A 20,340-nucleotide genomic window follows, 5' to 3' on the forward strand; every position below is an offset into this window, starting at 1 on the left:
AATTTCGTAACAGTGATAGATAAATCGACAAGTAACAAGTAAATGAAGAAATAAAAAACAATGTTATTTACGTTCAAGGTAAATCCCCTTTCACATTACAAAGGAATACATTTATTTTAGAAATACAAGATTTTAGGTTGAAAAAATTAATATGTGTCTAATTTTGGCTTACTTATAACAAATTAAGTAAACAATTTGCGAGATTAAAAGAATAACTCTAATTTTGCAGCCTAAAATTCGATACGACTATTAATTAAATAAATCATTCAGAATGAACGTTTCGCTTAAGAACATTGATGCCGTTAGCGGTATTGTGAAATTAGAAATAGTGAAGGCTGACTATGCTGAACAGGTTGAAAAGAGCCTGCGCAACTTCCGTCAGAAAGCAAATGTACCGGGTTTCCGTAAGGGAATGGTACCGATGGGTATGGTGAAAAAGATGTATGGAAAACATGTACTGGTTGAAGAAGTCAACAAGTTGGTTTCCGAAAATCTGTTCAAATATATCAACGAGAATAAGTTGAACGTTTTAGGCGAACCGATGCCTAACGAAACAGAACAACAGCCTATTAATTTCGATACACAGGAAGATTTCGAATTTTGTTTTGACGTAGCTTTGGCTCCGGAAATCAAAATCGAACTGAGTAAGGGCGACAAGCTTCCTTATTATCAGGTTGCCATCGACGAAGAGATGTTGAACCAGCAGGTTGACGCTTATACTGCAAACTTCGGATCTTATGACACTGCTGAAGAAGTAGAAGAAAAAGACCTGGTTAAAGGTACTATTGCCGAACTTGAAAACGGTTCTCCGAAAGAAGGTGGTATCGTTGTGGAAGATGCAGTGCTGATGCCTTCTTATCTGAAGGATGAAGCTGAAAAAGCTAAATTCATCGGTGCAAAAGCTAACACTGTAATCGTGTTCAACCCGAATAAGGCTTACGAAGGTGCTGAAGCAGAGATCGCTTCTTTGCTGAAGGTTGACAAAGAAGCTGTTGCCGGTCTTACCGGAGATTTCAGCTTCGAGATTAAAGAAATCACACGTCATAAAAAGGCAGAACTGAACCAGGAATTGTTCGACAAAGTATTCGGTGAAGGTGTTGTTTCCAGCGAAGAAGAATTCAAGAATAAGATTAAGGATGCATTGGCAGAACAGTTCACTCCTCAGAGCGACTTCAAGTTCCTGTTGGATGCCCGTGAAGTATTGGTACAGAAAGCAGGCGAACTGAAGTTTGCCGACGACCTGTTGAAACGTTGGTTGCTGGCTGCAAATGAAAAGAATACGGCTGAAAAACTGGATGAAGAGTATCCGAAGATTATCGAAGACCTGAAATACCAGTTGATCAAAGAAAACCTGGTGAAAGGCAATAACCTGAAGGTAGAAGATGCAGATATTGAAAACTTTGCAAAACGTGTGGCAAAAGCTCAGTTTGCACAGTACGGCATGCTTTCTGTTCCTGAAGATGTATTGGCCAACTATGCAAAAGATATGTTGAAAAACAAACAGACTTTACAGAATGTTATCGACCGTGCAGTAGAAGAAAAACTGGCTGCCTGGTTGAAAGAACAGGTAGAACTGGACGTAAAAGAAGTTTCAGCAGAAGAGTTCAACAAACTCTTTGAATAATATTATTCTTCAGAAATCGTAGTATTTACTAAGGTTTCAGCAAGAAAAAGGGGTTCCTCTCTAAAAAATATCTTAGCGGATAGCAAATAAGTTGTTTCTTTCAGAAATTTATTTATAACTTTGTTATTCCGATAAGTCAGAGGGAAATCCCTTTTTTTATGACTTTCGGTTATACAATAAACAGTAAACTATGGACGATTTTAGAAAGTATGCAACAAAGCATTTGCGGATGAACAGTAATGCGCTGGATAGTTATATGAATATCACCAGCAGTTATATTTCTCCGACAATTATTGAAGAGCGCCAGCTGAATGTTGCGCAGATGGACGTGTTTTCCCGTTTGATGATGGATCGTATTATCTTCCTGGGAACACAGGTCGACGATTATTCGGCCAATGTGATTCAGGCGCAATTATTATATCTGGATTCCAGCGATCCCGGCAAGGATATATCTATTTATATTAATTCGCCGGGCGGTTCGGTATATGCAGGTTATGGTATTTATGATACCATGCAGTTTATCGGATGTGATGTTTCTACTATCTGTACAGGTATGGCCGCTTCTTTTGCTGCCGTATTGCTGGTAGCCGGAACGAAGGGCAAACGTATGGCTTTGCCGCATTCTCGCGTGATGATCCACCAACCTCTGGGCGGTGTACAGGGACAAGCTTCGGATATCGAGATCACTGCTCGTGAAATCCTGAAGGTAAAGAAAGAACTGTATACTATTATTTCAACTCACTCAGGAAAACCTTATGAAGAGGTAGAACGCGATAGCGATCGCGACTACTGGATGACTGCCGAAGAAGCGAAAGCTTATGGAATGGTAGACGAGATCCTGGTCCGTAATAGTAAATAACAAACATAGAGACAAGGCCTTTGTGCCTTGTCTTTTTCGACAAATAAATAAACAAAATATCTATGGCCAAAACAGGCGACGTTTGTACGTTTTGTGGAAGAAGCAGTCGGGACGTTAATATGCTGATAAATGGGATATCCGGTGCCATCTGTGATGAATGCGCACAGCAAGCGTATGAAATTGTAAAAGAACAACAACCTGCCAGGAAAAGTTCTCTGGGACTTGACCAGGCGGAACTGCCGAAACCGGAGGATATAAAAAACTTTCTGGATCAATATGTGATCGGACAGGATGACGCCAAGCGTTACCTTTCTGTTTCGGTGTATAACCATTACAAACGATTACTCCAGAAAGTCACTTCGGATGACGTGGAGATCGAGAAATCTAATATTATTATGGTCGGCGCAACCGGTACGGGAAAAACCCTGCTGGCTCGTACGATCGCAAAATTACTGCATGTGCCGTTTGCTATCGTGGATGCTACGGTACTGACCGAAGCCGGTTATGTGGGAGAAGATATTGAAAGTATTCTGACCCGTCTGTTGCAGGCTGCCGATTATGACGTGGATGCAGCTCAGCGGGGAATTGTATTTATTGATGAGATAGATAAGATCGCGCGTAAAAGTGACAATCCGTCTATAACCCGTGATGTAAGTGGAGAAGGAGTACAGCAGGGTTTGCTGAAGCTGTTGGAAGGTTCGATCGTAAACGTACCTCCCCAGGGCGGAAGAAAGCATCCGGAACAGAAAATGATAGCGGTAGATACTAAAAATATTCTTTTTGTCTGTGGCGGAGCGTTTGACGGTATCGAGAAGAAAATTGCACAACGTCTGAACACTCGTGTTGTGGGATATTCTGCCAGCAAGGATACTGCTCAGGTGGACAGGAATAACTTCCTGAAATACATTACGCCAACCGACCTGAAGTCGTTCGGGCTGATTCCGGAGATCATCGGCCGTCTGCCTATTCTGACTTATCTGAACCCGCTTGACCGGAGCACGCTTCGCAGCATTCTGACAGAGCCGAAGAATTCGATCATCAAGCAGTATATCAAATTGTTTGAGATGGATTCCATTAAACTGACGTTTGATGAAGATGTTTACGAATATATTGTAGATAAAGCTTTGGAATTTAAGCTGGGAGCCCGTGGCCTGCGTTCGATCGTAGAGGCTATCATGATGGATGCTATGTTCAGCATGCCGTCTGACAAGAAAAAGAAACTCCATGTTACTTTGGAGTATGCGAAGGAGAAGTTTGAAAAATCAGATGTAAACCGTTTGCAGATAGCGTAATGCCTGCGGTTTGTAAAATATAATAAGTATGGCGAAGAAGGATAATTTAACTGAGCATTTAAAGACTCATTTTGGTTTTGATACCTTTAAAGGGAATCAGAAAGCAATCATTGAAAATGTGCTGGCCGGGAATGATACCTTTGTGTTGATGCCCACCGGCGGAGGGAAGTCCCTCTGTTACCAGTTGCCTTCTATTATGATGGAAGGTACTGCGATCGTTATATCTCCCCTGATTGCTTTGATGAAGAACCAGGTGGATGCCATGCGTAATTTTAGTGAAGAAGACGGAGTCGCTCATTTTATTAACTCTTCACTGAATAAGTCGGCGATCGACCAGGTGAAGGCTGATATAATGGCTGGCCGCACGAAATTATTGTATGTTGCTCCTGAGTCGCTGACAAAAGAGGAGAATGTCGAATTTTTGCGCAATGTGAATATTTCGTTTTATGCAGTAGATGAGGCGCATTGTATTTCAGAATGGGGACATGATTTCCGTCCGGAATATCGCCGGATACGTCCTATCATCAATGAAATAGGTAAGCGTCCGCTGATTGCGCTGACAGCAACAGCCACTCCGAAAGTTCAGCACGATATCCAGAAAAACCTGGGTATGATTGATGCCTCAGTTTTCAAATCCTCCTTTAACCGTTCTAATTTATATTACGAAGTTCGTCCGAAGGATGAAAATGTAGACCGCGAGATCATTAAATATATTAAGGCCAACGAAGGTAAATCGGGTATTGTCTATTGTCTGAGCCGCAAGAAGGTGGAAGAGTTTGCCGATATTCTGAAAGCGAACGGAATCAAAGCGCTTGCGTATCATGCCGGAATGGATTCAGGGCAACGGTCGGCCAATCAGGATGCGTTCCTGTTGGAAAAAGCCGACGTTATCGTGGCTACTATCGCATTCGGTATGGGTATCGATAAGCCGGACGTACGTTATGTGATTCATTATGATATCCCGAAGAGCCTCGAAGGTTATTACCAGGAAACAGGTCGTGCCGGCCGTGATGGTGGCGAAGGCCAGTGTATTGCCTTTTATGCATACAAAGATTTGCAGAAGCTGGAGAAATTCATGCAGGGTAAGCCTGTAGCGGAACAGGAAATCGGTAAGCAACTGTTGCTTGAAACAGCAGCTTATGCCGAAACTTCCGTATGCCGGCGCAAAGTCTTGTTGCATTATTTCGGTGAGGAATACCTGGAAGAAAATTGTGGAAATTGTGATAATTGTTTGAACCCCAAAAAGCAAGTGGAAGCGAAAGAATTATTGAGTGCGGTACTTGAAGTGATAAGTACTTTGAAAGAAAAATTTAAGGCAGATTATATTGTCAACATGTTGGTCGGTAATGAGACCTCCGAAATTCAATCTTACAAACACAATGAACTGGAAGTCTTCGGTTCGGGAACGGATGAAGACGACAAGACCTGGAACGCAGTGATCCGTCAGGCGCTGATTGCCGGTTATCTGACAAAGGATATCGAGAACTATGGCCTGCTGAAAATCTCTCCGAAGGGAAAAGATTTCATGAAGAAGCCGGTGTCTTTCAAAATAACGAAGGATAACGAGTTTGAGGAAGAGGAAGAATCTGAAGTGCCGGTACGTGGCGGAGCAACCTGTGCGGTTGACCCGGTCCTTTATTCTATGATGAAGGATTTGCGTAAGAAGCTGTCCAAGCGATTGGAAGTTCCTCCTTTTGTGATTTTCCAGGACCCGTCGCTTGAGGCGATGGCTACCACTTATCCGGTGACTCTGGATGAGTTGCAGAATATTCCCGGTGTCGGTGCCGGTAAGGCAAAACGTTACGGACAGGAATTCATTACATTGATCAAAAAACACGTAGAAGAAAATGAGATCGAACGTCCGGAAGACTTGCGTGTTCGTACGGTTGCAAACAAGTCGAAACTGAAAGTCTCCATTATCCAGCGTATCGACCGCAAAGTCGCCTTGGACGAGATAGCGTTGACAAACGGTCTTGAATTCAACGAACTGCTGGATGAGATCGAAGCGATCGTTTATTCGGGAACACGTATCAATATCGATTACTTTGTAAACGATGTGATGGATGAAGATCATGTGGAAGATATCTATGAATATTTCAAAGATTCCGAAACGGATGATCTGGAAGATGCGATCGAAGAGTTGGGTGGTGATTATACGGAAGAAGAGATCCGTCTGGTACGTATAAAATTCTTATCGGAAATGGCAAATTAATAATATGCCGATAAGGTTAATATGCCAATATGCCAATAGAGATAATATATCGTTGTTTTTTTATTGGCACATTGGCATATTGTTTTATTGGCATATTATTCGTATATTTGCGCGCAATAATTTTTAAAGCATACGTTTTATGTCATTTATTGCAGACAGGTTAGTTATGGACGGATTAACATTCGATGATGTATTGTTGATCCCCGCTTACTCAGAAGTTCTTCCCCGAAATGTCGACCTTACGACAAAGTTTTCACGAAACATTACATTGAATATCCCGATGGTATCGGCCGCTATGGATACGGTTACCGAGGCAAAGATGGCAATTGCTATTGCCCGCGAAGGTGGTATCGGTGTTATTCATAAGAACATGACGATTGCAGAACAGGCTAAGCAGGTTCAAAGCGTTAAGCGTGCTGAAAACGGAATGATCTATGATCCCGTAACAATCACGAAGGGAAAACGTGTGGCCGATGCGTTGGCTATGATGGCAGAATATAAGATCGGCGGTATACCTGTTGTGGATGAAGGCGGTTATCTGGTCGGAATCGTTACCAACCGTGACCTTCGTTTTGAAAGAGACATGAACCGTTCGATCGATGAGGTGATGACGAAGGAAAACCTGGTCGTAACGGATCAGTCTACAGACCTGGAAGCGGCAGCCCAGATCCTTCAGCAACACAAGATTGAAAAGCTGCCGGTGGTGGACAGCCATAATAAGTTGATCGGGCTTGTTACCTATAAAGACATCACTAAAGCAAAAGATAAACCTTCTGCCTGCAAAGATGCCAAAGGCCGTTTGCGTGTGGCAGCCGGTGTGGGTGTGACATTCAATACATTTGAACGTGTGGCTGCATTGGTAGAGGCTGGTGCCGATGCCTTGGTTATCGACACGGCTCACGGACATTCCAAAGGTGTGGTCGATGTGTTGAAACAAATTAAGGCACAGTATCCGGGTATCGATTGCGTGGTTGGTAATATTGCTACGGGCGATGCTGCCAGATATCTGGCGGATGCCGGAGCAGATGCCGTTAAGGTAGGAATCGGACCGGGTTCTATCTGTACGACCCGTGTTATTGCCGGAGTCGGTGTCCCCCAGTTGTCTGCAATCTATGATGTTGCAAAAGCATTGAAGGGTACAGGTATTCCTCTGATAGCCGACGGCGGATTGCGTTATTCCGGTGATATCGTGAAGGCGATTGCTGCCGGCGGATCATCCGTGATGATGGGTTCCTTGCTGGCTGGAGTGGAAGAATCACCGGGTGAAACGATCATTTTCAACGGACGTAAGTTTAAATCCTATCGTGGTATGGGATCGCTGGAAGCGATGCAGAAAGGATCGAAAGACCGTTATTTCCAGGATGTGGAAGATGATGTGAAGAAACTTGTGCCGGAAGGTATTGCCGCGCGTGTTCCTTATAAAGGTTCTTTATTCGAAGTGATCTACCAGATGGTTGGCGGATTGCGTGCCGGTATGGGATATTGCGGAGCGCATAATATTGAAGAACTGCATCAGGCTAAATTCACCCGTATTACCAATGCCGGTGTACAGGAAAGTCATCCGCATGACGTGGCAATTACACAGGAAGCACCCAATTATAGCCGTGGCGAATAATAAATGTGCATAAATCCCGTTATATAAAAAACACTAATTTAATTGGATAGCATACTTTTTGGGGATGCTATCCGTTAGATTAGTGTTATTTTTGTAATGTGTACGTAGTATGATAAACGGAATTTTGATGAAAAAGTTGCTTGTATTATCTTTAGTATTCGCTTGTTTAACCGGAGAAGCCGCTAATAAGGCTGATTCTGTAGTGATGACTGTGGCCGGAAAACAGGTATCTCTGGATGAATTTGTTTTTATGGCCAGAAAGAATGGTGAAGTTAATTTATCTGATCGTAAATCATTGGAAAATTATGTGGAACTGTATAAAAACTTTAAGTTGAAAGTTGTCGATGCAGAAACCGCCGGTCTTGACAAGACAAAAGATTTTACCAATGAACTGGAAGGATACCGCGCTCAGCTGACATCAAGTTACTTATCTGACAGAGACGGGGAAGAAGCAGCTCTCCGTGTGGAATATGACCGTCTGGGCGAAGTACTGGAATTGAGTCATATTTTATTCCGTCTGCCGGGGAAGACTCTTTCAAGGGATACGCTCGCTGTTTATGAAAAGGCGATGAAGGTCTATGAACGTATAAAAAACGGGGAAGACATGGCAACCGTTGGTCAGGAGCTGGCAAAGCAGGATTCTACCAAACAGACCGGATATGAATATGCACGTTGCCTGTTGCCTATGCAGACGATAAAAGCGTTCGAGAATTATGCTTATTCTATGAAACCGGGCGAATTATCCATGCCGGTACGTACTACGCTGGGATATCATATTATTAAACTACATAGCCGCAAACCCAATCCGGGGATGCGCCGTGTTGCCCATATTCTGATCCCTTTCCAGAAAGATTCGGTAACCCGTAGTGATAGTGAAACGTTGGCTTTGGCTGAAGAGGTTTATCAGAAGATACAGGATGGAGCAGACTTCGGACAGTTAGCAGAAGAAAACTCTTCGGATGCCGCTTCTGCGCGCAAAGGGGGAGAACTTCCCTGGTTTGGTGTCGGAGAAATGGTGGAACCTTTTGAAAAAGGCGCGTTTGCTTTAAATACTCCGGGTGAAGTGTCTGAACCCGTTAAAACACGGTTCGGTTATCATATTATCAAATTACTCGACAAGGGAGGCATCCCATCTTTTGAAGAAAAAAAGAAATCATGGTCTCGTGTGATGGCACAGGGTGAACGTAATTTCGAATATTATAAGGCGTTCGATGAACGTATGAAAAAAGAGTATGGTTATGTGTTCTATCCGGAGGCTTATGCTGAACTGGTCGCTTTGTGCAATGATCATTTTCCTTCCGACAAGGACTTCTATGAAAAGGCCAAGGATATGAATAAGACATTGATCCATCTGGTGGATACGGATTTCCCACAGAGCGAATTCGCTTATTATATCCAGCGTTGTCCGTTCTCGACAAAAACGTATGCCGGTGATTTTATGCAGGAAGTGTTCGATCTGTTCATTCGTGATATTGTAACGACAACCGAGCGCAAGAATCTGGAAACTAAGCATCCTGAATTTACACATCTGATGCAGGAATATCGGGATGGTATCCTGTTGTTCAATATCAGTAATCAGAAAGTGTGGAGCAAGCCAGCTGCTGAACAGCCGGAGTTGGAAAAAGCCTGGTTGCAGGAGCTGAATAAGGAATATCCTGTTACGATTAACTGGAAATTGTTGAAAAAACTAAAGAAATAAGAAAGAGAAGGTTATGAAGTATTGCTTCATTTTTATAGCATTCGTATCTTTGCTGTGTTCTTGTAAGCGAACCCAGCAAACCGACGATGCGGATGTGCTGGTAAGAGTGAAGGACCGGACGTTGAAACGTTCGGAAGTGGTTAGTCTGATTCCGCGGGGGACGTCCTCTGCGGATAGTTTGTTGTTAGCCGAAAGCTTTGTAAAGAAATGGGTGAAAGATGCCCTTGTTTACGAAGTTGCCCAGCGAAACCTGGGGGACGAAAAGGAAGAGGTCGACAAGCTGGTAGAAGAATACCGCCACTCGCTGATTCGTTATCGTTATCAGGAGCGCCTGATCAAAGAGAAATTGTCGGCTGATATCCGCGAAAGCGATAAGCTGAACTATTATGAGGAGAATCAGAAAAAGTTTACACTCGATAAAGCCCTGATCAAGGGACTTTTCCTGAAAATACCGGTGGATGCCCCCGGTTTGTCGGAGGTAAAAGGGTGGTACAAATCGACTTCTGAAGCCTCTTTAGAAAAAATTGAGAAGTATAGTGTGCAAAATGCCACTATTTATGACTACTTTTACGACAAATGGGTGGATTTTGACGAGGTGATGGATAATATACCTGTTCATGTATCCAACCCAAACGCTTATCTGAAGGCGAATAAGTTTGTGGAAGTGGCTGATAGTAGTTACTGTTATCTGCTGAATATCAAAGAGTATCTGCCGGAAGGAAGCGTGGCTCCCTATGATTATGCGAGTTCGCAAATCACGGAGATGCTGATCAATCAGCGGAAAGTAGATTTTTTGAAGACGTTTGAAGAAGAATTATATAAAGATGGAATCAGAGGAGGTGATGTAAAGTTTTTTACTGAACCGTAATTTGTAACTTATAAAGTAGAAATGATGAAAAAGATTTTAACTGTATTCTTTCTTGCCTGCTTATCTTGTGCGGCAATGGCACAGGATAATGTGATTGATGAGATTGTGTGGGTGGTAGGAGATGATGCTATTTTACGTTCGGACGTAGAAACGCAGCGTTTGTATATGCAAAACGAAGGCGAGCGTCTGGATGGTGATCCTTATTGTGTGATTCCGGAACGGATAGCGATACAGAAACTGTACCTGAACCAGGCGAAGATAGACAGTATCGAGGCCAGCGAAAGCCAGGTGATACAGCAAGCTGACCAGTGGATAACCTGGGCAATCAACCAGATCGGATCAAGGGAAAAAGTAGAGGAATATTTCGGAAAGAAAATCTCACAGATCAGGGATGAACAGAAGGAAAAGTTCCGTGAACAGCAGATCGTTTCAGAAATGCAGCGCAAACTGATCGGGGAGATCAAGATGACTCCTTCTGAAATCCGTAAATTTTATAATCAGTTGTCGAAGGACAGTCTGCCGACTATCCCGACAACAGTGGAAGTCCAGATCATTACTTTCGAACCGAAGATTCCGTTTGATGTGACGGATGCTATCAAAGCACGACTGCGTGATTTTACAGAACAGATCAACAGCGGTAAGATGGAGTTCTCTACGTTGGCCCGCCTGTATTCCGAAGATCCAGCTTCTGCAGCTCGTGGCGGTGAGATGGGATTTATGAGCAAGACTGACCTGGTGCCGGAGTTTGCCAATGTGGCATTCAACCTTTCTGATCCGAAGCGTGTATCTCAGGTTGTACAGACAGAATACGGATATCATATCATCCAGCTGATCGAGAAACGCGGTAACCGTATCAACTGCCGTCATATCCTGTTAAGACCGAAAGTGTCAGAAAAGGAATTGACGGAAGCGACTGCCCGCATGGACTCATTATATGCTGACTTGCAGGCAAACAAATTCTCGTTTGAGGAAGCTGCAACATTCGTTTCATATGATAAGGATACCCGTAACAACAAAGGGTTGATGGTTAACCAGAATCATGAAGGAAACAATTTCGGTACTCCGAAGTTTGAAATGCAGGAACTTCCTCAGGAAGTCGGTAAAATGGTTTACAACATGCAGGTGGGGGAGATCTCCAAACCGTTTACTATGATTTCCAACAAACAGAAGGAAGTGGTTGCCATCGTTAAATTGAAATCCCGTACAGATCAACATAAGGCGAATCTTTCTGATGACTTCCAGGCAATGAAGAATATGGTGGAACAACAGAAAAGAGAAGAATTGTTGGATGAGTGGATTAAGAAAAAGCAAAAAACTACGTATGTCCGTATTGCCGAAGGATGGCGTAACTGCGATTTCAAATATCCGGGTTGGGTTAAAGAATGAAGATTGTAAAAAAGTTTTTTCTTACAGGACTGCTTTGTCTGCTGGCTGTTTGTGTTTTTGCACAAACGCAGGATTCCATATCCGTCAAGCAGGGAGAGACTCTTACAGCCGATACGGTCACGACTAAAAAGACACTGGTTTATCTGCTGCATGCCGATACTGTATCCTATGATAAGGAAGTGATGAAGGCTGATGCACAGTTTCTGGAGGGAAATGTCAGTTTCCGGCACGATAGTTCGTATATGTATTGCGACAGTGCATACTTTTTTGAGGCGACTAATTCGCTGGAAGCTTTCAGTAATGTCCGTATGGAACAAGGAGATACTTTGTTTGTATACGGCAATTACCTGTTTTATGACGGGGATACCCAGATTGCTTATCTGCGTGAAAATGTCCGGATGGAGAACGGGCAGGTAACGCTTTTTACCGATAGTTTGAACTATGAGCGTATTCCCGATATCGGTTATTATTTTGACGGTGGTTTGATCGTTGACTCGCTGAATCAGTTGTCCTCTTTCTACGGTCAATATTCTCCGGGCACGAAACTGGCTATATTTAATGATAGTGTGCGTCTGGAGAATCCGAATTTTACACTCTATTCGGATACGCTTCATTACGATACCGAATCGAAGATTGCAACAATACTGGGGCCTTCCATCATTGTTTCAGACAGCGGAACGATACACTCTTCCCGCGGATGGTACAATACGGAAGCTAACACTTCGCTGTTGCTCGACCGTTCCGAAGTTTATTCGGGCAACAGGGTCCTGATCGGTGATTCTATATCATATGACCAGGATGCCGGTTTCGGTGAAGCCTTCGGGAATATGTGTTTGCAGGATACGGCTCAGAAAGTAATGCTGGAGGGACAGTACGGTTTTTATAACGAGCGGACGGAATATGCGTTTGCAACCGACAGTGCCCGTTTCCTTGAATATTCGCAGGGCGACACGTTATATCTGCATGCCGATACGCTGGAAATGATGTCGATCGATTCGACGGCCCGCGAAATAAAGGCATTTTATGGTGTGCGTTTCTATCGCACCGATATGCAGGGTGTTTGCGATTCCATGCAGTTTAATACGCGTGATTCCATATTATATATGTATAGGGATCCGATTCTGTGGAATGAGCAGTACCAGATATCCGGTGATACGATAGTTATCTATATGAATGACAGTACGATCGATTATGCACATGTGATACAATATGCATTTGCAGTGCAGCATCTCGATTCGACTTATTATAATCAATTGAAAGGGAATGACCTGAAAGCATATTTTGAAGGTCAGGCTGTCCGGCAGATCGATGTCGAAGGGAATGCGGAATCCATCTTCTATCCGTTGGATAACGGTGCGATGATCGGTTTGAATGAAACCAAGAGCGGATTCCTGACAATTTGGGTGAAAGACAATGCGTTGGAACGGCTGAAGATATGGCCCAGTCCGCAGGGAAGTCTTACCCCCATACCCGATCTGAAGCCGGAACAGAAAACACTGAAAGATTTTTATTGGTTTGATTACTTGCGTCCGAAAAATAAAGATGATATTTATCAGGTAGTGAAGAGGAGAGTCGAAGACGCACCGGTTCGAAGCAATAAGTTTAAGCACGAGCAATAGCATTTATTATTAAATTTGTTGAGTTATGGCACTTTTCTCATTTTATAATGTACGTAAACCCCGGCAGTTCAATCATAAACCTATTTATTGGGATCCCCATAAAGAGGCGTTGGAAGAACGTGTGCGTAAAATGAAACGCGAGATGGGCATGGAAGAATCGTTGGAAGATTACAAGCCGCAGATCAAAGGAACTTTTATTGAGGGTACTTCGCATCTGAAGAAAAGCCTTGACAGAGGCGACGATGCGCGTAGCCGTAAATATAAGAGTGCAAAACTGATCGTGGGGATCGCAGTCCTGGGTGCTTTACTCTGGTTTTTGTTTTGGTCATGAGCGATATAATTCATTTATTACCCGATAGTATAGCCAATCAGATAGCGGCCGGTGAAGTCATTCAACGGCCTGCTTCCGTTGTAAAGGAGCTGGTTGAGAATGCGATCGATGCCGGAGCCGCACATATCCAGGTGAACATTAAGGATGCCGGGCGTACATTGATCCAGGTGGTCGATGACGGGAAAGGTATGTCTGAGACAGATGCCCGCATGGCATTTGAACGGCATGCTACTTCCAAGATCTCTTCGGCCGAAGATCTGTTTTCCCTCCATACGATGGGATTTCGCGGAGAGGCGCTGGCTTCTATCGCTGCGGTTGCCCATGTGGAACTGCGTACCCGTTTGAGAGGTACTGAGTTGGGTACGAAGCTATCCATCGCCGGTTCCACATTGGAAGATATTAGCCCCGATGCTTGTACAGAAGGAAGTATTTTTTCGATCAAGAACCTATTCTTTAACGTACCCGCGCGACGTAAATTCCTGAAATCGAATGAAACGGAGTTCCGTAATATAATCAATGAATTTGAACGTATCGCCTTGGTCAACCCGCAGGTAGCCCTGGTGTTGAACCACAATGATACCGAGATCTTTAATTTACCGGAGTCAGGTCTCCGCCAGCGTATTATAAATGTATATGGCAAGAACCTGAACCAGAAGTTGCTTTCAGTGGATGCACAAAGCTCGCTGGTCACTATTTCCGGTTTTGTAGGTCGCCCGGACTCTGCCAAGAAGCGTGGTGCACTGCAATATTTCTTCGTGAACGGACGTTTCATGAAGCATCCCTATTTTCATAAGGCCGTTATGCAGGCTTATGAACAGTTGATCCCTCCCGGCGAACAACCCAATTATTTTATCTATTTCACGCTTGATCCTTCTACGATCGATGTAAATATCCACCCGACTAAGACCGAGATTAAGTTTGAGAATGAGCAGCCTATCTGGCAGATACTGATGGCGGCAACCCGTGAGGCGCTGGCAAAGTCGAGTGCTATCCCTACTATTGATTTTGATGTGGAAGATGCGATAGACATCCCCGTTTACAACCCGGTCAAAGAACCGGACGGATTTAGAGCACCGACCGTGCAGCTTGATTCGGGTTATAATCCCTTCAAGGCATCTTCTACCCCGTCTTCTTATTCTCCGTCTTCGCCATCCCCTTCGTCTTCCGGGAAGTCGGAGTTCGACTGGTCGCAACTCTATCAGGGGTTTGAAAGCGACCGTGATGCCGTACGTAAAGATTTGGAAATGATGGGAGAGGTGATTGAGACGGATGCTGATGAGAAGCCGGAACCGGTAGCTTCTGTTGTTGGAGGTGAAGCCCTGTTTGCCGAAACGACTACTCCATGCTATCAGTACAAAGGTCGTTATATCGTTACTTCACTGAAGTCCGGCCTGGCCCTGATCGACCAGTACAGGGCTCATGTGCGTATCTTGTTCGACCAGTATCTGAATAATATGCGACAGCAGAAAGGTGCATCGCAGCAGGTTCTTTTCCCCGAGATTATCGAGTTCACGGCAGCAGAAGCAGCTGTCTTGCCTGTTCTGTTGGAAGATATGCGTTTTATCGGTTTCGACTTGTCGAATCTGGGAAATAACAGTTATGCGATCAATGGCCTGCCTGCCGGACTTGAGAATGTAGACCAGCTGGTTCTGATAAAGGATATTGTCAACCGTGCTATCGAGACAGGATGTGAAGTACATGAAGAGATCTGTGAAGCAATCGCTTTGTCTCTGGCAAAAGCAGCAGCTATCCGTCCGGGTAAAACATTGTCTGCCGATGAGATGGATCACCTGATCGCAACCTTGTTCTCCTGCCCGGATTCCAACCTGACCCCCGACGGAAAGACGATCATTTCGATGCTGACTGACGAAGAACTGGAGAAACGGTTCAGATAAGAAGGGCATATCATTTTTATTCCTATATTTGTGTTTCACTTACTTAAATTGAAATACAATGTGGAGACCAATGTATCATCTTTTTTCCCTTGTGGGAATTCTTTTACTGTTTGCTACATGTAATCAGTCGCATATCGACCGGAAAGTCTTGGTAGACCGGCATCGTATCGTAACGACTAAGACGAACCCGGTTAGTCCGGCCCAGGTCGGCAACGGGGAGTTTGCGTTCGGTGTGGATATCACAGGTTTACAGACCTTTGTCCCATTCAATACGATGGCACAATGGAGTTGGCATAGTTTTCCGTTGCCTGACGGTATGCACGTTGAAGATTTTGAAAAGCCAGTTATCGATACTTATGGAAAGCCGGTGCCTTACGATATTCCTAATCCCCGGCAACCTGAATTATCAAATTGGCTGGCAGCTAATCCCCATCGTTTTAATCTGGGACGTATTGGTTTTAGATTACTTCGTCCGGACGGTTCGGAAGCTGTCGCGGAAGATTTGTCTGATACGCGCCAGGAGGTAGATATGTGGACAGGTATCATTCACAGTTTTTTTATACTGGACGGAATACCCGTATCTGTTAAAACAGCTTGTCATCCTTCTTTGGACGCGGTTGGTGTCACTGTTGAGAGTCAGTTGGTCCGGGAAGGAAAACTTACCGTTTTTCTGGATTTCCCTTATGCAGAAGATGGGCAGATGAATGATTATGTGGGAACTTATGACAGACCGGAGGCTCACAGGTCGGTCATTAAAGAGCAAAAAGATAAAACGGTATCGATTGCCAGGGAGATGGATGATGTCTCTTATTATACATCCCTGCATTGGGATACTCCTGCTTCTTTTATAAAATCAGGAGCGGATTCATCCCATCGTTTTGAACTACGTCCGGAAAATACGGAAAAGCTGTCTTTTACTTGTCTTTTCTCCCGTAAGAAAGCAGATGATATTCCTGTTGTCGCTGATGTTTTTGATGAAAGTGCCCGCGAATGGCAAAGTTTCTGGCAGTCGGGAGCGGTCATCGATTTGTCCGGCAGTAAAGATCCGCGTTGGAAAGAGTTGGAGCGCAGGATCGTTTTGTCGCAGTATCTGATGAAAGTGAATGAAGCCGGGTCGTTGCCTCCGCAGGAAAGCGGGTTGGTGAATAACGGATGGTATGGTCGTTTCCATTTTGAGATGATATGGTGGCATGGCGTGCATTATGCATTGTGGAATCGGTGGCCATTACTGGAGAAAAGTTTGACTGTTTATCAGAACTATCTGTCGACATCACGGGAACGTGCCGGGCGTCAGGGGTATAAAGGTGCCCGTTGGCCTAAATGTACCGCCGATTTTGACCGGGAATGGCCTCATATCATACATGCAACTTTGATTTGGCAGCAACCGCATCCAATTTATTTTGCCGATCTTGATTACCGGTTGCATCCAACCCGTGAAACATTAGAAAAATGGGAACCGATTATAACTGCTACGGCAGATTTTATGGCAGATTATGCTCATTATGACGAGGCGCAGGACCGTTATGTGCTCGGGCCTCCCGTTTTCATTGTTTCTGAGAATACGGTTCCCGAGACAACAATAAATCCTGCATTTGAACTGGGATACTGGCGTTACGGATTGCGTATGGCTGCCGAATGGCGTAAGCGTTTGTCGCTTCCGGTCGATGCGAAGTGGGAGGATGTTTTGGCAAAACTGGCATCATTACCCGTGGAAGACGGACTATACGTTACCCATGAAGGTATCCGGAATATGTGGTCGGATTTTGCATTTGAGCATCCGGCGTTGATCGGTACTTACGGAATGTTGCCGGGTGATGGTGTGGATGCGGAAATACTTGCCCGGACTTTGGATAAAATAACTTCAACCTGGAATTTCGACCGTACATGGGGATGGGATTTCCCTATGCTGGCAATGGCGGCTGCCCGCTGTGGCAAACCGGAGCAGGCTGTTGACTTTCTGCTTCATCCGGCCGGAGGATTTCAATTTGATGAACATGGACTGGCAACAGGCGGCCCATTTCCTTACCTTCCCTCCAACGGAGCTTTGCTGACCGCAGTAGCCATGATGGCGGCTGGTTGGGACGGCTCGACAGGTGAAACTCCGGGATTTCCTTGCGATGGAAGCTGGGTAGTCAAAACGGAGGGCTTTCTTCCTATGCCGTAGTTTTTAATGTAGTCGTTTAGTGATTACCGTATATTTATAAAACGATTATTTCAGCTTTCAGCCACCTTTCAGCCTTGTAAAACAATATGTTTGGCTGAAGGGTGGCTGATTAGCCTTATTTTCTGTAGTTCCCGGGCACAGGTACATAAATCGGGAATCTATCCAATCCTTCTTTCTTTAATTTCCCGGCTTTTACCATTTCTGTCAGACGACGATTGGCTGTCCCTTTCGTAAATCTGCAAACTTGCTGGAACTCCAGGCGGGTGATATATTCATGGGTTGAGAAATAGATGGTTAATAAGTTGTCAATTTCTGTTTCCGAGCGACTTTTCGAATGATTTTTATGTACTGCCCTGACAAACCGGGTGGTACTCAATTCCTTTTTTAACGCTTTTTCCGGACGGAACGCCACCGACTTGAACTGGATGGATTCGGCCCGTATCTCTTTCGGATCTTTTATAGGCGGACATTGCAGTGTCATTTCCAGATAACCCAGTCCTTTGATATGTATTCTTTTCCCTTGTTTCAGATTGCGGATGATCGCTTTGCTTAACATGGTTATAGTTGCTTCTACATCACCGGTTGTCAGGCTGCTGGCATCGTGTATCTCTTCTGAGAGCATTTCGGTAGTGATAACTCCTCGTGGCACAATCCGGGCATGCAGGCGTGGTTTGCGGTTACTCCCTTTCGGTATGGGGTTTTTATAGAAGTCGTATTCTGCTGACATATTCTTGCTTGTTTAATGAATAACTCCTGTTTAAATGCTTGCCTATTCATCGCTTGACAATTGTAGGGCGTAAGACTCACAAGTGTAAGGCTATTGCTTAACAGATGTGGTTCTTACGCCCTACAACTGTGGAGTGATTATTGAATGACTACAAAGGTAACAGTTGTATATGACTTAAGCAATACTTTTTGCCTACTTTTCCGGTAGATGAGATTGTTGGAAAATAGTAGTCTGTTAATTTGTAAAACCTTGATATACGGTATTATATTCGCTGAAAATAACTAAAAAAAACGAATATGAATGCGATTAAAAATCTTATTGAAAAGCTGTGTGACCTGGTGATGCACGGACGGTTTTCGGATGAAACGGAAGTGATAGCAAATGCAGTATCGGAGGTGATGCCGGTAGTGGCAACAAAAGAGCTACCGGAAAAACAACCGGCAATGATACCGGAAGTGCCGGTTGTGAATAATGCAGGTAATGTTGTGCCCCTTGCAGCAACGGATACCTCTTTGCAAAAAACGACCCGGACGATGATGGCGATGGAGCAATTTCTGGGTGAACAGTACGATCTCCGTTTCAACAAGCTGACGTCGGAGACGGAATTCAGGAAACGGAATCTTTCCGGAACCTGCTTCCAGCCTGTGGGGCAGCGCGAGTTGAACAGTTTCTGTATAGAAGCACGAAAGCAAGGGATAGATTGTTGGGACAGGGATGTGTCGCGTTATGTGTTTTCTGATAGCATTCCTGAATATCATCCGTTCCGCCTATATATGGATGAGTTACCGGACTGGGATAGGACTGACCGGATCGATAGTCTGGCACGCAGGGTTTCTTCTGTTCCGTTGCGGGTAAAATGTTTTCATCGCTGGTTGTTGGGGATGGCGGCGCAATGGTTGGAGACAGACCGTCTGCATGCAAACAGTGTATCGCCGGTGTTAGTCAGTCGTACACAGGGAAAACAGAAGTCTACGTTTTGTAAATTATTGCTTCCCCGTGAGTTGCAGAGGTATTATACGGACAGCTACGATCTGTCCGCCCAATCAGCGGCAGAATGTAAGCTAACGGAATTCGGCTTGATCAATATGGATGAATTTGATAAGTTTACTCCTCGCAAGATGGCATTGTTGAAGAACCTGATGCAGGTTGTCAATCCATGTGTTCGCAAAGCACACCAGAAAAATTACCGTCCGTTACCCCGTGTCGCATCTTTCATCGCAACGTCGAATCAGAAAGAGTTGCTGACCGATCCAACCGGAAGTCGTCGGTTCCTGTGTGTTGAAATAGAAAATAAAATAGACTGTTCTCCGCTTGATTATCGTCAGCTTTATGCTCAACTGAAAGCCGAATTACTGGCGGGCGAACGGTATTGGTTCACTTCTGAAGAGGAAGCGGAGATCATGGCGGCCAACGAATCGTATTACAAGCATCCTGTCGAAGAAGATGTGTTTAGGAGTTGTTTTCGTCCGGCCGGATATGGTGAGAAGGCATTGATGCTTTCTGCTGCGGAGATTTTCCAGCGGTTGAAAAAGTATAATCCGGCAGCTATGCGCTCGGTATCGGCAGGTAATTTCGGAAAGTTCCTTTCTTCACTGGGGATTGAACGGAAACATACCGAATCCGGTAATTTTTATAGGGTGGTAGCACTGGTGTAAAATGGTCTTTTAAGGCGGAAAAAGGGCCAATTAACATTTGACTCTGAAAAATGGGGAAAATGAGGTTGGATAAGAGAAAGATTCTTGATAAATCATCTTTCATTGTTTTGGCTTGATAGTCAGCGTGATATATCGGCTGAAACCTGAAAGGTGATTTGTTGTATTATATATGTACACGTACATTAATATATTATTAAATGCTGATTTAACATTTGACTATATTATAAATATGTACGATATAATTATTTGATATATAGTTATATAGTACGCTTTAAGGTCTTAAAATGAATGACTAATTTAAACGTTCCTTTTTTCTAGTCAACAAAATTAATTATAACTTTTGAAAGCGCAATCCTTTTTTGCTATTTTTTTTATTTCCTATATCCTTTCTTAT

The 20,340-nt window shown here is 44.1% G+C and carries 14 protein-coding genes; 13 read left to right on the plus strand and 1 reads right to left on the minus strand.

All coding sequences use genetic code 11. The features are described 5' to 3' along the window. Nucleotides 1–271 precede the first annotated feature (271 nt). The 12 genes from tig (at nucleotide 272) to NBH14_RS12155 (ending at nucleotide 17,564) form a co-directional block, all read left to right on the plus strand. On the plus strand, nucleotides 272–1,624 hold the full coding sequence (gene tig / locus NBH14_RS12100; protein ID WP_129698372.1) for a trigger factor: 1,353 nt from the start codon (nucleotides 272–274) through the stop codon (nucleotides 1,622–1,624). A gap of 190 nt (nucleotides 1,625–1,814) precedes the next feature. Then, a complete protein-coding gene (gene clpP / locus NBH14_RS12105; protein ID WP_009859577.1) occupies nucleotides 1,815–2,483 on the plus strand; it encodes an ATP-dependent Clp endopeptidase proteolytic subunit ClpP in 669 nt (222 codons plus the stop codon). 62 nt (nucleotides 2,484–2,545) lie between these two features. Continuing rightward, a complete protein-coding gene (gene clpX / locus NBH14_RS12110; protein WP_186959412.1) occupies nucleotides 2,546–3,775 on the plus strand; it encodes an ATP-dependent Clp protease ATP-binding subunit ClpX in 1,230 nt (409 codons plus the stop codon). Between the two features lie 28 nt (nucleotides 3,776–3,803). Beyond that, nucleotides 3,804–5,987, plus strand: a complete 2,184-nt coding sequence (gene recQ / locus NBH14_RS12115) for a DNA helicase RecQ (protein ID WP_186959411.1) — start codon at nucleotides 3,804–3,806, stop codon at nucleotides 5,985–5,987. 139 nt (nucleotides 5,988–6,126) lie between these two features. Then, nucleotides 6,127–7,602: an IMP dehydrogenase gene (gene guaB, locus NBH14_RS12120; RefSeq protein ID WP_009859574.1), complete on the plus strand. Its 1,476-nt coding sequence runs from the start codon at nucleotides 6,127–6,129 to the stop codon at nucleotides 7,600–7,602. Nucleotides 7,603–7,711: 109 nt separating this feature from the next. After that, the gene (locus tag NBH14_RS12125; protein ID WP_186959410.1) at nucleotides 7,712–9,301 is read left to right on the plus strand and encodes a peptidylprolyl isomerase; all 1,590 of its coding nucleotides are present in this window, start codon (nucleotides 7,712–7,714) and stop codon (nucleotides 9,299–9,301) included. A gap of 13 nt (nucleotides 9,302–9,314) precedes the next feature. After that, nucleotides 9,315–10,169: a peptidyl-prolyl cis-trans isomerase gene (locus NBH14_RS12130; protein ID WP_128133258.1), complete on the plus strand. Its 855-nt coding sequence runs from the start codon at nucleotides 9,315–9,317 to the stop codon at nucleotides 10,167–10,169. Nucleotides 10,170–10,190: 21 nt separating this feature from the next. Continuing rightward, the gene (locus NBH14_RS12135) at nucleotides 10,191–11,555 is read left to right on the plus strand and encodes a peptidylprolyl isomerase (RefSeq protein WP_186959409.1); all 1,365 of its coding nucleotides are present in this window, start codon (nucleotides 10,191–10,193) and stop codon (nucleotides 11,553–11,555) included. Continuing rightward, nucleotides 11,552–13,174, plus strand: coding sequence for an OstA-like protein (locus tag NBH14_RS12140; protein WP_128133256.1), 1,623 nt, complete (start codon nucleotides 11,552–11,554; stop codon nucleotides 13,172–13,174). The genes NBH14_RS12135 and NBH14_RS12140 overlap by 4 nt, the downstream gene beginning before the upstream one ends. Nucleotides 13,175–13,199: 25 nt before the next feature. Continuing rightward, nucleotides 13,200–13,505 carry a hypothetical protein gene (locus NBH14_RS12145; RefSeq protein WP_186959408.1) on the plus strand — a complete coding sequence of 102 codons (306 nt, stop codon included), beginning with the start codon at nucleotides 13,200–13,202 and terminating at the stop codon, nucleotides 13,503–13,505. After that, a complete protein-coding gene (gene mutL / locus NBH14_RS12150) occupies nucleotides 13,502–15,400 on the plus strand; it encodes a DNA mismatch repair endonuclease MutL (protein WP_186959407.1) in 1,899 nt (632 codons plus the stop codon). The genes NBH14_RS12145 and mutL overlap by 4 nt, the downstream gene beginning before the upstream one ends. A 58-nt stretch (nucleotides 15,401–15,458) precedes the next feature. Continuing rightward, the gene (locus tag NBH14_RS12155; RefSeq protein ID WP_250817472.1) at nucleotides 15,459–17,564 is read left to right on the plus strand and encodes a hypothetical protein; all 2,106 of its coding nucleotides are present in this window, start codon (nucleotides 15,459–15,461) and stop codon (nucleotides 17,562–17,564) included. 115 nt (nucleotides 17,565–17,679) lie between these two features. On the opposite strand, the gene NBH14_RS12160 is transcribed toward NBH14_RS12155, so the two are convergent. After that, nucleotides 17,680–18,291, minus strand: a complete 612-nt coding sequence (locus NBH14_RS12160) for an HU family DNA-binding protein (RefSeq protein WP_128133254.1) — start codon at nucleotides 18,289–18,291, stop codon at nucleotides 17,680–17,682. A gap of 296 nt (nucleotides 18,292–18,587) precedes the next feature. On the opposite strand from NBH14_RS12160, the gene NBH14_RS12165 reads away from it, so the two are divergent. Next, nucleotides 18,588–19,946 (plus strand): VapE domain-containing protein, encoded by a 1,359-nt coding sequence (locus NBH14_RS12165; RefSeq protein ID WP_186959406.1) that lies wholly within the window; start codon nucleotides 18,588–18,590, stop codon nucleotides 19,944–19,946. The last annotated feature ends 394 nt before the right edge of the window (nucleotides 19,947–20,340 follow it).

The sequence above is a fragment of the Parabacteroides caecihominis genome (genome assembly GCF_023656785.1).
GTDB classification, from domain to species: domain Bacteria; phylum Bacteroidota; class Bacteroidia; order Bacteroidales; family Tannerellaceae; genus Parabacteroides; species Parabacteroides segnis.